Source organism: Streptomyces sp. NPDC058464, from assembly GCF_042721035.1.
Taxonomy (GTDB): domain Bacteria; phylum Actinomycetota; class Actinomycetes; order Streptomycetales; family Streptomycetaceae; genus Streptomyces.
In genome coordinates, this window is record NZ_JBHXMA010000038.1 from 46,676 (window position 1) to 61,327 (window position 14,652).

The 14,652-nt window shown below is 72.6% G+C and carries 13 protein-coding genes; 4 read left to right on the plus strand and 9 right to left on the minus strand.

The annotated features are described in order from the left end of the window. Window positions 1-93 precede the first annotated feature (93 nt). Window positions 94-633, minus strand: a complete 540-nt coding sequence (locus ACFWPQ_RS38505) for a bacterial proteasome activator family protein (RefSeq protein ID WP_181808180.1) — start codon at window positions 631-633, stop codon at window positions 94-96. 186 nt (window positions 634-819) lie between these two features. Between ACFWPQ_RS38505 and ACFWPQ_RS38510 the strand changes: the two genes are divergently transcribed. Next, window positions 820-1,392 (plus strand): hypothetical protein, encoded by a 573-nt coding sequence (locus ACFWPQ_RS38510; protein ID WP_384045655.1) that lies wholly within the window; start codon window positions 820-822, stop codon window positions 1,390-1,392. A 90-nt stretch (window positions 1,393-1,482) separates the two neighbouring features. Here the strand turns inward: ACFWPQ_RS38510 and ACFWPQ_RS38515 are convergent, their stop codons facing one another. After that, window positions 1,483-2,463 carry an NAD(P)H-quinone oxidoreductase gene (locus ACFWPQ_RS38515; protein WP_384045784.1) on the minus strand — a complete coding sequence of 327 codons (981 nt, stop codon included), beginning with the start codon at window positions 2,461-2,463 and terminating at the stop codon, window positions 1,483-1,485. A 139-nt stretch (window positions 2,464-2,602) separates the two neighbouring features. Here ACFWPQ_RS38515 and ACFWPQ_RS38520 point away from each other — a divergent pair, with 139 nt between their 5' ends. Further along, a complete protein-coding gene (locus tag ACFWPQ_RS38520; RefSeq protein WP_384045658.1) occupies window positions 2,603-3,823 on the plus strand; it encodes an RNA-guided endonuclease InsQ/TnpB family protein in 1,221 nt (406 codons plus the stop codon). 34 nt (window positions 3,824-3,857) lie between these two features. On the opposite strand, the gene ACFWPQ_RS38525 is transcribed toward ACFWPQ_RS38520, so the two are convergent. The 5 genes from ACFWPQ_RS38525 to pdhA all read right to left on the minus strand — a co-directional run bounded on the left by ACFWPQ_RS38525 (window position 3,858) and on the right by pdhA (window position 9,902). After that, window positions 3,858-5,249 carry a molybdopterin molybdotransferase MoeA gene (locus ACFWPQ_RS38525; RefSeq protein ID WP_384045660.1) on the minus strand — a complete coding sequence of 464 codons (1,392 nt, stop codon included), beginning with the start codon at window positions 5,247-5,249 and terminating at the stop codon, window positions 3,858-3,860. Next, window positions 5,246-6,226, minus strand: a complete 981-nt coding sequence (locus tag ACFWPQ_RS38530; protein WP_384045663.1) for an NTP transferase domain-containing protein — start codon at window positions 6,224-6,226, stop codon at window positions 5,246-5,248. Before ACFWPQ_RS38530 ends, ACFWPQ_RS38525 begins: the two co-directional genes overlap by 4 nt. 168 nt (window positions 6,227-6,394) lie before the next feature. Beyond that, window positions 6,395-7,741 (minus strand): dihydrolipoamide acetyltransferase family protein, encoded by a 1,347-nt coding sequence (locus ACFWPQ_RS38535; protein WP_384045666.1) that lies wholly within the window; start codon window positions 7,739-7,741, stop codon window positions 6,395-6,397. Further along, entirely contained in the window at window positions 7,741-8,745 is a 1,005-nt protein-coding gene (locus ACFWPQ_RS38540; protein WP_384045669.1) for an alpha-ketoacid dehydrogenase subunit beta, read from the minus strand. Before ACFWPQ_RS38540 ends, ACFWPQ_RS38535 begins: the two co-directional genes overlap by 1 nt. Beyond that, a complete protein-coding gene (gene pdhA / locus ACFWPQ_RS38545) occupies window positions 8,742-9,902 on the minus strand; it encodes a pyruvate dehydrogenase (acetyl-transferring) E1 component subunit alpha (RefSeq protein ID WP_361285500.1) in 1,161 nt (386 codons plus the stop codon). Before pdhA ends, ACFWPQ_RS38540 begins: the two co-directional genes overlap by 4 nt. A gap of 175 nt (window positions 9,903-10,077) precedes the next feature. Here pdhA and ACFWPQ_RS38550 point away from each other — a divergent pair, with 175 nt between their 5' ends. After that, the gene (locus ACFWPQ_RS38550; protein WP_384045672.1) at window positions 10,078-10,578 is read left to right on the plus strand and encodes an Lrp/AsnC family transcriptional regulator; all 501 of its coding nucleotides are present in this window, start codon (window positions 10,078-10,080) and stop codon (window positions 10,576-10,578) included. Window positions 10,579-10,613: 35 nt separating this feature from the next. Here the strand turns inward: ACFWPQ_RS38550 and ACFWPQ_RS38555 are convergent, their stop codons facing one another. Together ACFWPQ_RS38555 and ACFWPQ_RS38560 are read right to left on the minus strand one after the other, a co-directional pair. Further along, entirely contained in the window at window positions 10,614-11,201 is a 588-nt protein-coding gene (locus tag ACFWPQ_RS38555; protein WP_384045675.1) for a TetR/AcrR family transcriptional regulator, read from the minus strand. Then, entirely contained in the window at window positions 11,198-12,712 is a 1,515-nt protein-coding gene (locus ACFWPQ_RS38560; protein ID WP_384045677.1) for a 3-hydroxyacyl-CoA dehydrogenase, read from the minus strand. The genes ACFWPQ_RS38555 and ACFWPQ_RS38560 overlap by 4 nt, the downstream gene beginning before the upstream one ends. 148 nt (window positions 12,713-12,860) lie before the next feature. Between ACFWPQ_RS38560 and paaN the strand changes: the two genes are divergently transcribed. Beyond that, a complete protein-coding gene (gene paaN / locus ACFWPQ_RS38565) occupies window positions 12,861-14,552 on the plus strand; it encodes a phenylacetic acid degradation protein PaaN (protein ID WP_384045680.1) in 1,692 nt (563 codons plus the stop codon). Window positions 14,553-14,652: the final 100 nt, after the last annotated feature.

Sequence of the window (14,652 nt, forward strand, 5' to 3'; positions counted from 1 at the left end):
CGCGAGGCGCGGCAGGAACACGCGAGGCGCAGCAGGAAAAGGGCCCGGCGGTCGTACGCCGGGCCCTTCGCCGTCTCGGAAGTTCCAGAGTCTCTAGAGGTACGGCCCGCCGGAGCGGCCGGCCGGGCCGTGCTCCTCGCCCTCGTGGCCGACGCCCGGCGGCAGCGCGCGCCGCATCTGCTCCAGCTGGGCACGGGCGGCCATCTGCTGGGCGAACAGGGTGGTCTGGATCCCGTGGAACAGCCCCTCCAGCCAGCCCACCAACTGGGCCTGCGCGATACGCAGTTCCGCGTCTGAGGGGGTCGAGTTCTCGGTGAACGGAAGCGAGAGCCGCTCCAGCTCCTCCACCAGCTCCGGCGCCAGACCGTCCTCCAGCTCCTTCACGGAGCTGGCGTGGATCTCCTTGAGCCGGACCCGGCTGGCCTCGTCGAGGGGAGCCGCCCGCACCTCCTCCAGGAGCTGCTTGATCATGCTGCCGATCCGCATGACCTTGGCAGGCTGCTCCACCATCTCCGTCACCGGGATCTCGCGGGAGTCCTCGTCCCCGTTGCCGCCGCCGAGTGCCATCCCGTCCTGGCCCACGACCAGGATCTGGGGATTCTCGGGCGACCGTTCGTTCCTCGGCATCTCCATGCCGCCATTCTCTCGCACCCGTACACCTCACCACCGTGGTGCCCCCCGTGGGGGCTGATCCACCTTTCGGAACCGCCCCGGACCGGTCGTAGACCCATCGGCCCAATCAGAAATGCCGGGTTTGTCGGCGAATGTGAGGCTGGTGTGCGTCTGCCTGACGACGACTGCGCTCCAGGAGGTCACCGCGTGACTCCAAGGCTGCGACTCCCCCGCGCCGCCACCCGGCCGCCCGCGGCACGCCCGCTCGGCCGTCTGCTGCCCGCCCTGGCGGCGGCCCTGCTGCCGTTGCTGCCGTGCGGCACCGCCGTCGCGTACGACCCCGAGCCGCTGCCCTCGGACTCCGCCAGCGCCTCGGCCACCCCCGAGCCGTCGCTGGCCGGCACGCTGGCCGGTGAGGGCCGGATGCGGCCGGGGCGGCTCCAGGGACCGGCGACGAAGGTCGAGAGCCAGGACGCCGACGACCCGGACGAGACTGACGACCCCGACAGGCCCGACGAGCCCGACGACGAGGGGACGGCCACGGAGCCTGCATCGAGCGGGGCCGAAAGCCCGGCGGGCACCACCTCCGCACCGCCGCCCCGGGAGGCCGTCCTGGCCCCGACCTCGCCCCAGCCCCAGCCCGCGGGCCAGGCCATGGGCACCGGTCAGGACGACGGCACCGAGCCCATGCTGCACATCCTTCCGCTCGGCAGCGGCCTGGTCCTGATCGGCCTCGGGCTCGGCCTCGCCTTCGCCGGCCTGCGGCTACGACGCGGATAGCGCAGTACGGGACCGCGGGTACGGGACCGCGGGTACGGGACCGCGGGTACGGGCCGCGCCGGCGCGTCGGTGTCCGCGGCGGCGGTTGCGTTACCGGGTGACCAGCAGGACCTTGCCGATGTGCTCGCTGGCCTCGACCACCCGCTGGGCCTGTGCCGCGTCCGCCATCGGCAGTTCCCGGTCGACGACCGGGCGGACATGGCCCAGGGCGATCAACGGCCACACGTGCTCCCGCACCGCCGCGACGATGGCCGCCTTCTCGCCCAGCGGCCGGGCACGCAGCGAGGTCGCACTGATCGCGGCCCGCTTGCCGAGCAGCGCACCGATGTTCAGCTCGCCCTTGACACCGCCCTGCAGACCGATGATCGCGAGCCGTCCGTTGACCGCGAGCGCCTGTACGTTCCGGTCCAGGTACTTGGCACCCATGTTGTCGAGGATGACGTCGGCCCCCACGCCGTCGGTGGCCTGCTTCACCTCGGCGACGAAGTCCTGCTCGCGGTAGTTGACGAGGATGTCCGCGCCCAGCTCGGCGCAGAAGTCCAGCTTCTCCTTCGTGCCCGCGGTGACCGCGACCCGGGCGCCGACCGCCTTGCCCAGCTGGATCGCCATGGTGCCGATGCCGCTGGAGCCACCGTGCACGAGAAGGCTCTCGCCGGGGCGCAGGTGGGCGATCATGAAGACGTTCGACCAGACCGTGCAGGCCACCTCGGGCAGCGCGGCGGCCTGCTTCAGGTCCACGCCCTCGGGCACCGGCAACAGCTGTCCGGCCGGCACGGCAACCTTCTCGGCGTAGCCACCGCCCGCGAGCAGTGCGCACACCTCGTCGCCGACCGACCAGCCGGAGACGCCGGGGCCGAGCTCGACGATCCGCCCGGAGCACTCCAGACCGGGGTACGGGGAGGCACCCGGCGGCGGGTCGTAGTAGCCCTGCCGCTGCATGATGTCGGCGCGGTTGACGGCGCTGGCCACCACCTCGACCAGCACTTCGCCCTCACCGGGCACCGGATCGGGCACCTCGTCCCACACCAGCGCCTCGGGCCCACCGGGTTCGGGAATCGTGATCGCATGCATGGTCATGACGCTACTGCTTCCTCTATAAAGAGGACGATTCAGCGACCGCCCGGTCCGTAGCAACCTGGGCGGTCACCCGTTCGTGTAACTCTGGCGGATTCCTGGGCGAGAGACGAACGCATGACCCCACAGTGGCGTTATGACGACATCCACGGAGGACGACGCGGCCGGGCATGCCCGGTACACGTACCGGCTTCGCGTGTCGTCGACCGCCTGTACAGCTCTGCTGGCGGAATGGGACCGCTGTCGGTGGATCTGGAACGAGTGCGTCGCCAAGTCCAAGGCCACCCACCTGCACAACAAGGCCGCGGGTGAGAAGCGGACCTGTGGCCCGGCGCAGCTCGACAAGATGCTGACCGAGGCGCGAAAGCACACGCCGTGGCTCCGCCAGGGCAGTTCGGTGCCACAGCAGCAGCTCATCCGGGATTTCGGCAAGTCCCGCGCCAAGGCGCAGAAAGACATCAAGGAACGCCTGCCGCAGCGGCAGCGGGCCGGGATGCCGAAGTGGAAGAAGAAGCGCGACACCTTGCCGACGCTGAACTACACCAAGCGCGGTTTCCGGCTCAAGGACGGCTTCCTGCACCTGGCGGGCGGGATCGTACTGACGGTGGTGTGGTCGCGGGACCTGCCCGCCCAGCCCTCCTCGGTGCGCGTGTACCAGGACAGCGTCGGTCACTGGTACTGCTCGTTCGTGGTCCCCGCCGAGGTGCAGCCGTTGCCCCGGACCGGACGGGTGCTCGGCGTGGACTGGGGGGTGAAGGAGACCACGACCACCACCTCCGACGCCCACGACCTCCCGCACCCCCAGCACGGCCGTAAAGCCCAGGCCAAGCTCACCCGGTACGACCGGATGATGGCCCGCCGCAGACCGAAGAAGGGACAGGCCGCCTCGAAGGGCTACCACGAGGCGAAGAACTGGCGGGCGAAGACCTACGCGAAGATCGCCCGGCAGCGGCAGGACACCGGCCGCAAATGGGCCAAGAAGGCCGTGATCGACCATGACGCCATCGCCGTCGAGGACTTCAGGCCGAAGTTCCTCGCCAGATCCTCGATGGCACGTAAAGCAGCGGACGCCGCGATCGGCGCGACGAAGAAGGCCCTGATCGAGATGGGCCGCAAGCACGGGCGGGACATCCGACTCGTCCATCCCGCACACACCACTATGGACTGCGGCCGGTGCGGAGCGAGAACCAAGCACGCACTGCCACTGTCCGAACGCACCTACACCTGCACCACGTGCGGAGCCGTCTCCCCCAGAGACAAGAACTCCGCCCGCGTGATGCTCGTCCGGGCAGGTCTGAACCCGGCTGGCGCCGAGGGCGTAAGACCTCCGGGAGCGCAGCTCCCTGAGGCAGCCTGAGCCAGGAATCCCCTCCGCCCGAGGAGGGGAGCAGTCAAGTGAAACACACTCCGATGCCCGCGGCCGCCCACGGCAGGTCGAGGAGTTCCGTCTCCTCGCCCTGCTGTGCTCCGCCCGGCGGTACGACCGCAAGGGCGTCGGCGGCGGCGATGCCCCGGAGCATGGCCGGGCCGTTGTAGTGCAGCGGGATCGCGGTGTCGCCCCGCAGGACGACCGGGACGAGCCGGGTGTCGTAGGGGTGTCCGTGGGCCGCTTCTGCCAGCGGCAGCGCATACGGCTCGGGGGCCGGGTGGGCGGCGAGGGTACGCAGCAGAGGTTCGGCGAGGGTGAGCAGACCGGAGACGGCTGCAAGGGGGTTGCCGGGGAGGCCCACGAGGTGCTGGTCCTGCTTGGTGCGGGCCAGCAGCATGGGGTGGCCGGGGCGCACCTTGACGCCGTCGACGAGAAGCTCGGCGCCGATGCGCTGCAGGGTGGGGTGGATGTGGTCGACCGGGCCGGAGGCGGTGCCGCCCGTGGTGATGACGAGATCGGCCGTCGAGGAGGTGATCGCCTTGTACAGGGCCTTGGCGTCGTCGCCGAGCCGGCGCACGGCGGTGACCTCGGCGCCGAGCGCACGCAGCCAGGGCGGCAGCATCGGGCCGAGCGCGTCCCGGATGAGCCCGTCGTGCGGGAGTCCCTCGGTCAGCAGTTCGTCGCCCAGGATCAGGACTTCGACGCGGGGGCGGGGGACCGCGGTGACGGTGTCGTATCCGGCGGCCGCGGCGAGACCGAGGACGGCCGGGGTGGCGAGGGTGCCGACGGGCAGCAGCTGGTCGCCGCTGCGGCACTCCTGACCGCGCGGCCGGATGTCCTGGCCGTGGATCACCTCACGGGTGGGGTGCAGCCGGCCCTGGGCGTCGAGACGGCCGTGCTCGCTGCGGAGCACCGCGGTGGTGTCCGCCGGGATCCGGGCCCCGGTGGCGATACGGACCGCCTCGCCGTCCGTGAGCGGTTCGGGCTGCGCGTGCCCCGCCAGCACGCCCTCCGCACGTACGTCCCAGGGGCCGGGGCCGGCGACCGCCCAGCCGTCCATCGCGGAGGTGTCGAAGGAGGGCAGGTCGGTGAGTGCGTCCAGCGGGGCGGCGAGGGTCAGGCCGAGGGCATCGGCCAGGGGTACGGAGACGGGGGCGCGACGGGCGCCGGTCCGGGCGGCGCGGGCGGCGGTCTCGCGGGCCTGGGGCCAGGGGGTGGCGCGGTGGCGGTGCGCCGACGGTCCGCCGTGGGCGTGCCCGCCCTGGGCGTGTGCGCCGTGGTGGGTGGGCGCGGCGGTCGCGTCCTGCCGGGGCTCCCTGGGCTCTCTCACGAGGGCGAGCGCCTCCTCGACGTCGAGATCGTCGTCGGTGTCCGCGGCGGCGGATGTGCCGGCCCGGGCGCCGGGGGCGGTCATCGGCCGGGCCCGGGGGCTGGGTTGTCAGGGACCACCTTGTCGGATCCCGGCCCGTCGGTGGCGATCTTCTCGGTGGCGATCTTCTCGGTGGGCCTGGCGGTGGGCTCGTCGGTGGCGGTGTTCGCCTCTTCCGCCCAGTGCAGGGCCAGCGCGGCGGCCTTCTGCGCCGCCTCGGCGACCGCTTCGGGGCCGCCCTTGCCCTGTGCGGCCGCGTAGCCGACGAGGAAGGTGGTGAGCGGGGCGGCGGGACGGGCCACGCCGTGCGCGGCGTCCCGGGCCAGGTCGAGCAGGACGCGCGTGTCGACGTCCAGGTCGATGCCCAGCTCGTCCTTGACTGCGGAGATCCATTCATCCAACACGTGTCCATGCTCCCTGATGCGTGCCCTGGCGTCGGCGATGTCGTCCCAGGTGTCGCAGTCGAAGGACGCGAGGGGGTCCGGGACGCGGGTGAGGTTCAGTGCGGCGGTCAGGCGCCGCAGGGGGAGGCCGGTGAGGCCGTTGTCGCCGCCGGTGCCGTTGCCTTCGGCGAGGGCCGAGAGGGCGTGGCGCAGCGCCGCTGTCCGGTAGGCCGCCACGAGGGGTTGGTCCCTGCCGTCGGCGTCGGTGAGCAGCGCGGCGTCCGCGCCGGAGGCGCACAGGGCCGACAACAGGCGCCCCACCGTTGCCTCTTCGAGGAACGGGAGGTCCGCGGAGAGTACGACCGCGTAGTCGGCGGTGGTGTGACGGAGGCCGGCGTCGAGGGCGGCGACCGGGCCGCCGCCCGGGGGGTTCTCGCGGGTCCAGCGGACCGGGCGGGAGGTGGGGCGGGGGGCCGCCACGACGACGGTCCGCCGGGCGCCGACGCAGGCCGCGAGGACGCGGTCCAGGAGGGGGCGGCCGCCTACCCGGACGGAGGGCTTGTCGGTCCCGCCGAGGCGCCGGGCGGCGCCACCGGCCAGCACGATCGCGTCGTAGGGCGGGGGGTCGGTGGCGGTCACCTTTCGAGTATGGGGGGCGTTCTGATCACGGGGAACAGGCGGTCGTGCAGCGCCTCACGGGGCGGGGCCGTGGGTACGTGCGCGAGTGCAGCTGGTTCGTGGCTGGTCGCGCCCACGCGGCGGAGCCGCATGTTGATACAGCCCCGCGCCCCTTGCGGGGCGCTGCGGCTAGAGCGTCCTGAGAAGGACCGTCGGCTGTTCCACGCAGTCGGCGACGTACCTCAGGAACCCTCCCGCCGTGCCGCCGTCGCAGACGCGGTGGTCGAAGGTGAGCGACAGCTGCACGACCTGGCGGACCGCCAACTCTCCCTCGTGGACCCACGGCTTGGCGACGATGCGGCCCACGCCGAGCATCGCCGCCTCGGGGTGGTTGATGATCGGGGTGGAGCCGTCGACGCCGAAGACGCCGTAGTTGTTCAGGGTGAAGGTGCCGCCCGTGAGGTCCGTGGGGGTGAGCGTGCCGGCGTGGGCCGACTCGGTCAGGCGGGCGAACTCCGCCGTCAGGGACTCGGCGTCGCGGGCCTGGGCGTCGCGGACGACGGGGACGACCAGTCCCCGGTCGGTCTGGGCGGCGAAGCCCAGGTGGACGTGGTCGAGCTGGACGATCTCGCGGGCCTCGACATCGACGTAGGAGTTCAGCTCGGGGTGGCGGGCCAAGGCGGCCGTGCAGATCCGGGCGAGGAGCGCGAGGAGGGAGATCCTCGGGCCCGCCGCCGCGTTCATCGCGGTGCGCGCACGCATCAGCTCGGTCGCGTCGGCGTCCACCCAGCAGGTCGCGTCGGGGATCTCCCGGCGGCTCCGGGAGAGCTTGTCGGCGACCGCGCCGCGGATGCCCTTGAGGGGGATGCGGGTACCGGACGGGGCGGTCACAGGCGGGGCCGGGGTCTTCGGGGCGGCGGCGCGGGCCGCGCTGACCCGCAGGGCGTCCTCGACGTCGGCGCGCAGGATCAGGCCGTCGGGGCCCGAACCGGACAGTCGGCGCAGGTCCAGGTCGTTGTCCCGGGCGAGGCGGCGGACCAGGGGGGAGATCACCGGAACGGGGCCCTCGGTGAGCGGAGAGGGCGGTGCGGGCACGTGCGCGTGGGGGGCCCGGGCCGCTTCCGCGACGGCGGTGTGCGGCGCCGGTCGCGGTTCGCTGCCCCGGTCGGCCGTGCCGTTGGCCCGCTCCGGGGCGGTGTTGCGGATCCGTCGGCGGCGCGCCGGGGGCGTCCCCGTGCCGTATCCCACCAGGACGTTGCCGGAGCCCTCCGGCTCGGGGACCGCGGTGGCCTCTCCGACGGCGACCGTCAGGAGCGGGGCGCCGACGGGCAGTTCGGTGCCCTCCTCGCCGAAGCGGGCGGTGACCACACCGCCGTAGGGGCAGGGGACCTCGACCATCGCCTTGGCCGTCTCGACCTCGACGACCGGCTGGTCGATCGCGACGACCTCGCCCACCTGGACCAGCCAGGTGACGATCACCGCCTCGGTGAGCCCCTCCCCGAGGTCGGGCAGTTTGAACTCCAGCACCTGTGCCATCAGCCCTCGGCCTCCCACTGCAGACGCGCCACCGCGTCCAGGATGCGGTCGACGCCGGGCAGGTGGTGGCGCTCCAGCATCGGCGGCGGGTAGGGGATGTCGAACCCGGCCACGCGCAGCACCGGTGCCTCCAGGTGGTGGAAGCAGCGCTCGGTCACGCGTGCCGCGATCTCCCCTCCCGGTCCGCCGAACCCGCCCGACTCGTGTACGACGACCGCGCGCCCGGTGCGCCGAACCGAGGCGCAGACCGTCTCGTCGTCGAACGGCACCAGGGAGCGCAGGTCGACGACTTCGAGGTCCCAGCCCTCCGCCTCGGCGGCCTCGGCGGCTTCGAGGCAGACCGGCACGGACGGGCCGTAGGTGATGAGCGTGGCGCTGCGTCCTGTGCGGCGCACCACCGCGCGGCCGATGGGTTCAACGTCCGTCGGGTGCTCGGGGTTCCAGGTGTCCTTGGACCAGTACAGGCGCTTGGGTTCGAGGAAGACGACCGGGTCGTCGGAGGCGATGGCCCGGCGCAGCAGGCCGTAGGCGTCGGCGACCGTGGCGGGGGTGACGACGTACAGGCCGGGGGTGGCCATGTAGTAGGCCTCGGAGGAGTCGCTGTGGTGCTCGACGCCGCCGATGCCGCCGCCGTAGGGGACCCGGACGGTGATCGGGAGGGGCATCCGGCCGCGGGTGCGGTTGCGCATCCGCGACACATGGCTGATGAGTTGCTCGAAGGCGGGGTAGGCGAAGGCGTCGAACTGCATCTCCACGACCGGGCGCAGCCCGTACATGGCCATGCCGACGGCGGTGCCGAGGATGCCGGCCTCGGCGAGGGGGGTGTCGGTGCAACGGGTGTCGCCGAACTCCTTGGCAAGGCCGTCGGTGACCCGGAAGACCCCGCCGAGGGTGCCGACGTCCTCGCCCATGACGTGCACGGCGGGGTCGGCGGCCATGGCGTCCCGCAGCGCGCGCGTGAGCGCCTGCGCCATGGTGGCCGGCTTGACGGCGACGGTCGTCATCGGTGGCCGCCTTCCTGGTCCTGCTGCTCGGCGTCCTGCTGCTCGGCCTCCAGCTCGGCGCGGAGCAGGGCGCGCTGTTCGCGCAGTTGCGTGGTGGTCTCGGCGTACACCTGGTCGAAGAGGTGCATGGGGTCGAGTTCGGGGTCGCGGTTCATGCGTTCACGCAGGTCGGCGGCCATGGTCTCGGCGTCCTCGCGGGCGCGCCGGACGGTGTCCTCGTCGAGCAGGCCGCGGTCGGTCAACTCGCGCTCCAGCAGCAGGATCGGGTCGTGGTCGCGCCAGGCGTCGACCTCGGTGTCGCCGCGGTAGCGGGTGGCGTCGTCGGCGTTGGTGTGCGCCTCGATCCGGTAGGTGACCGCCTCGACCAGGGTCGGGCCGCCGCCCTCGCGCGCGTGGCGTACGGCGTCGGCGAGTACCTCGTGCACGGCGGCCGCGTCGTTGCCGTCGACCAGGCGGCCCGGCATGCCGTATCCGACGGCCTTGTGGGCCAGGGAGGGGGCGGCGGTCTGCTTGGCGAGCGGGACGGAGATGGCGAAGCCGTTGTTCTGGACCAGGAAGACGACCGGGGCCTGCCAGACGGCGGCGAAGTTCAGGGCCTCGTGGAAGTCGCCCTCGCTGGTGCCGCCGTCGCCGACCATGGCGAGCGCGACCACGTCGTCCCCCTTGAGGCGGGCCGCGTGGGCGAGGCCGACGGCGTGCGGGAGCTGGGTGGCGAGGGGGGTGGAGAGGGGGGCCACGCGGTGGGCGTAGGGGTCGTAGCCGGTGTGCCAGTCGCCGCGCAGCAGGGTGAGCGCCTCGACGGGGTCCACGCCCCGGGCGATCACCGCGAGGGTGTCCCGGTAGCTGGGGAAGAGCCAGTCGCGCTCTTCGAGGGCGAGCGCGGCGGCGACCTCGCAGGCCTCCTGGCCGGTGCTGGAGGGGTAGACGGCGAGACGGCCCTGTTTGGTGAGGGCGGTCGCCTGGGCGTTGTACCTGCGGCCGCGCACGAGCTGGGTGTACAGCCGTCGCAGCAGCTCCGGGTCGGCCTTGGCGGCCGACTCCGTTCCGAGGACGCGGTACGGGCGCTCGTCGGGCAGCAGCGGCGCGGGGTCCGTCCGGGGCTGCCAGGCGGGCGGCGGCGACGGGCGGTATGCGCCGCGCTGCTCCATGACCGTCATGACGGCACCTCCTCATGGGGGTGGCTACGGGAGACGGATCGCCTGTGACCCGTCCCACCTACCGATTGTTCGGTCGTCGGCACATTTTGGCTACAGGCGGCTGCAGGCTGTGGACAAACGGTTCTCCACAGCCTGGAATGAACGCAGTACGTCCATGGTAGGGAGGCGGGGGGACATGGCACCTGAACAAATGGCCGAGGGGCCGCAGGACCGCGCCGCGCTGCCGCCCGCGCGCCCGCTGGACGCCATCGATCAGGACATCCTGCAGATCCTCCAGGCGGACGGCCGGGCGTCGATACGGTCGGTCGCCGAACACGTCCACGTCTCGCGCGCCAACGCCTACGCGCGCATCAACCGGCTCATCGAGGACGGCGTGATCCGCGGTTTCGGCGCCCGCGTGGACCATGAGCGGGCCGGCCAGGGCACCTCGGCCTACATCACGCTGAAGATCGTCCAGAACAGCTGGCGCACGGTCCGCGAGCAGCTGCGGCAGCTGCCCGGCGCCTCCCACATCGCCCTGGTGGGCGGCGACTTCGACGTCCTGCTCCTGGTGCACACGCCCGACAACCGGGCGCTGCGCGAGCTGGTGCTGACCCGGCTCCAGGCCATCCCCGAGGTGCTCAGCACCCGCACGCTGCTGGTGTTCGAGGAGGAGGACCTGGAGCCGGAGGGCTGAGGCCGGTCCGTGCCGGCCCTGGACGGCCGCCGGGGTCAGTGCGCGCGCAGGCCGGAGAAGGCCAGCCGCACGACCGCGTCGGAGACCTCGCGCTCGCTCACGCCGTGTCCGTTCGGGCGGTACCACTCCACGATCGAGTTGACCATGCCGAAGACCAGCCGGGTGGCGAGGCGCACCTCGACGTCGCCGCGTATGTCCCCCTCGGCGGCGGCCGCCTTGAGCAGGTCGGCCACCCGGTGGTCGAAGTCCCGGCGCCGCTCCAGCGCCCAGCGCTCGGTGTCGGTGTTGCCGCGCACCCGCAGCAGCAGCGTCACGTACGGCAGTTCGGTGACCAGCACCTCGACCATGCGCCGTACGACGTGCTCCAGGCGGTCGGCGGCGGGGCCCACGCGCGCGTGCTCCTCGTCGAGGATCCCGAACAGGCCGTCCAGGGCCCGGCTGACCGCGCGGCGCAGCAGCTCCTCCTTGCCGGAGACGTGGTGGTAGATCGACGACTTGGAGATGCCGGCCGCCTTGGAGAGGTGCTCCATGGAGGTGCCGTCGTAGCCGCGCTCGTTGAAGACCTGGACGGCCACCGAGAGCAGGGTCTCGGGGGTGTAGGTGTCGCGCTTGGCGGTGGTCATGAGGCGCCCTCCCGCTTCTCGGTGGCGTAGGCGTGGCGGTAGAGCGCGAGGGAGGGCGCGTAGCGGCCGCTCGGATCGCGCAGGTGCAGGTCGTCGAGGAGGTCGTAGGCGAAGTCGCGGCCGAGGCGGCGGCTCCACTCGAAGGGGCCGAGCGGGTAGTTGACTCCCAGGCGCATCGCGGTGTCGATGTCCTCCTCGGTGGCGACGCCCTTGGCTACGGCGTCGTGCGCGAGGTCGATGACCCGTGCCACCGTGCGGGCGACGATCATGCCGGGCACGTCACCGATGACACTGACCTGCTTGCCGAGCGCCTGGAAGAGGCCGATGGCCTCGCTGAGGGTCTGGGGCAGGGTGTCGTGGCCCGCGGAGAGGGCGATCCGGGTGGCGCGGCGGTAGTCCAGGGCGAGGTCGAAGTAGACGACGTCCCGGAACTCCACCGAGGTCTGGCCGTCGGCGAGGACCAGCTGGCCGCCGCTGGGCAGGACCAGGCGGGTGCCGTGGTCCTCGTCCTCCTCGCGGACCTGGATGCCCGCCTCGCGGATCATCGCGAGCACGTCGGCCGCGGGGCCCAGGCCGCCCTCGGCGACGACGTAGGCGGGCCGGTCGGCCGGCTCGGCGGTGTGCGGCTCGACGGGCTCGGCGTCGTCCGTGTAGTCGTACCAGCCGTGCCCGCTCTTGCGGCCGAGCCTGCCGGACTCGACGAGCCGGCGCTGGGCCAGGGAGGGCGCGAAGCGGACGTCCTGGAAGAAGGCCTGCCACACGGAGTGCGTGACGGACTCGTTGACGTCCTGGCCGATCAGGTCGGTCAGTTCGAAGGCGCCCATCCGGAAGCCGCCGCACTCGCGCAGCACCGCGTCGATGGTGGCCGGGTCGGCGGCCTGCGCCTCGTGGACCGCGAAGGCCTCGGCGTAGAAAGGCCGCGCGATGCGGTTGACGATGAAGCCGGGGGTGTCCGCGCAGGCGACCGGCGTCTTGCCCCAGGAGCGGGCGGTCTCGTACGCGCGCGTGGCCGACGTGACGTCCGTGGCGAAGCCGGAGACGACCTCCACCAGCGGCAGCAGCGGGGCCGGGTTGAAGAAGTGCAGGCCGACCAGGCGGGAGGCGCTGCGCAGGGCGCCGCCGATGGCCGTCACCGACAGGGACGAGGTGTTGGTGGCGAGCAGACAGTCCTCGCCGACGATGTCCTCCAGGGCCCGGAAGAGTTCCTGCTTGGCCTCCAGCCGCTCCAGCACGGCCTCCACGACCAGCGTGCAGTCGGCGAACTCGGCGAGTTCACCGGCGGGCACCAGCCGGGCGCGGGCGGCGTCCCGGGCGGCGGCCGTCATCCGGTCCTTCTCGACGAGCCGGTCGAGGCGGGCGCCGATCGCCGCGGCCGCCTCCCCGGCCCGCCCGGGGACGGTGTCGTACAGCCGGACGGGATGGCCCGCGACGAGTGCGACCTGGGCGATGCCCTGGCCCATGGTGCCGGTGCCGACGACTCCCACGGTGCTGCTGAGGTCGAGTGCTGTCATGTGCGCGATCCTCCCGCACGGGGTTTTCCACAGATGCGGCAGGCCCCCTTGTCCCGACCGATCGTTCGGTTACTCTAACTCTGTCCGGCCGTTTCCGCCCAGGTCATGAGCTTCGAGGGGAGCTCATCAGACGAGGAGTTGGTCCCGCATGACCGCCGAACTCACCGCGCACGAGCTGATCGCCAAGCACCGGCCCACGCTTGACCAGGCGCTGGAGGCGATCCGCACACGCGCGTACTGGTCCCCCCATCCCGAGCACCCCAAGGCCTACGGCGAGCACGGCAGCCTGGACGCGGCCGCGGGCAAGGCCGCCTTCGACGCCCTCCTCGGCACCCGCATCGACCTCGGCCAGCCCGGCACCGACGACTGGACCGGCGGCGAGGTCTCCCCGTACGGCATCGAGCTGGGCGTGACCTACCCGCATGCCGACGTCGACACACTGCTGCCGGCGATGCGGTCCGGGCAGCGCGCGTGGCGCGACGCCGGCGCGGAGGCGCGCGCGGTGGTGTGTCTGGAGATCCTCAAGCGGATCAGCGACCGGACGCACGAGTTCGCGCACGCGGTCATGCACACCAGCGGCCAGGCCTTCATGATGGCGTTCCAGGCGGGCGGCCCGCACGCCCAGGACCGCGGTCTGGAGGCGGTGGCCTACGCCTACGCGGAGCAGGTCCGCACCCCCGACGCGGCGGAGTGGAGCAAGCCGCAGGGCAAGCGCGACCCGCTCGCGCTGACGAAGACGTTCAAGCCGGTCCCGCGCGGCATCGCGCTGGTCATCGGCTGCAACACGTTCCCGACGTGGAACGGCTACCCGGGCCTGTTCGCCTCCCTCGCCACCGGCAACGCGGTCCTCGTGAAGCCGCACCCGCGCGCGGTGCTGCCCCTGGCCCTCACCGTCCAGGTCGCCCGCCAGGTGCTCGCCGAGGCCGGCTTCGACCCGAACCTGGTGGCGCTGACGACGGAACACCCCGGCGAGGGCATCGCCAAGACGCTCGCGACCCGCCCGGAAATCAAGATCATCGACTACACCGGCTCGACCGCCTTCGGCGACTGGCTGGAGGCCAACGCCCGCCAGGCTCAGGTGTACACCGAGAAGGCCGGCGTCAACACGGTCCTGGTCGAGTCGACCGACGACTACAAGGGCATGCTCTCCAACCTGGCCTTCTCGCTCTCCCTCTACAGCGGCCAGATGTGCACCACCCCGCAGAACCTGCTGATCCCCCGCGACGGCATCCGCACCGACGAGGGCCCCAAGACGTACGACGAGGTGGTCGCCGACATCGCCCGCGCGGTGGACGGCCTGCTCGGCGACGACGCCCGGGCGAACGCGCTGCTCGGCGCCATCGTCAACCCCGACGTCAAGGCCCGCCTGGAGGCCGCCGCCGGGCTCGGCGAGGTCGCCCTCGCCTCCCGTGAGATCGCCAACCCGGAGTTCCCGGACGCGGTCGTCCGGACCCCGGTGATCGTGAAGCTGGACGGGGCCAAGCCGGACGACGAGGCCGCCTACATGAGCGAGTGCTTCGGCCCGGTGTCCTTCGCCGTCGCCGTCGACTCCGCCGCCGACGCGGTGGAGCTGCTGCGGCGGACCGTCCGCGACAAGGGCGCGATGACGGTCGGGGCGTACACGGTCGACGCCGAGGTGGAGGGCGCGGTGGAGGAGGTCTGCCTGGAGGAGGCGGCCCAGCTGTCGCTGAACCTGGTGGGCGGGGTGTACGTGAACCAGACGGCCGCCTTCTCCGACTTCCACGGCTCGGGCGGCAACCCGGCGGCGAACGCGGCGCTGTGCGACGGGGCGTTCGTGGCGAACCGGTTCCGGGTGATCGAGGTGCGCAGGGAGGCGTAACGCGCGGGGCGCGCGACCCAGCCGACATGGTTGGTCGCCCCCCTTTGGCCGCCGCGACGGCGCTCCGCCACGACGGTGGTGATCGGCGGTGCCGAACCGG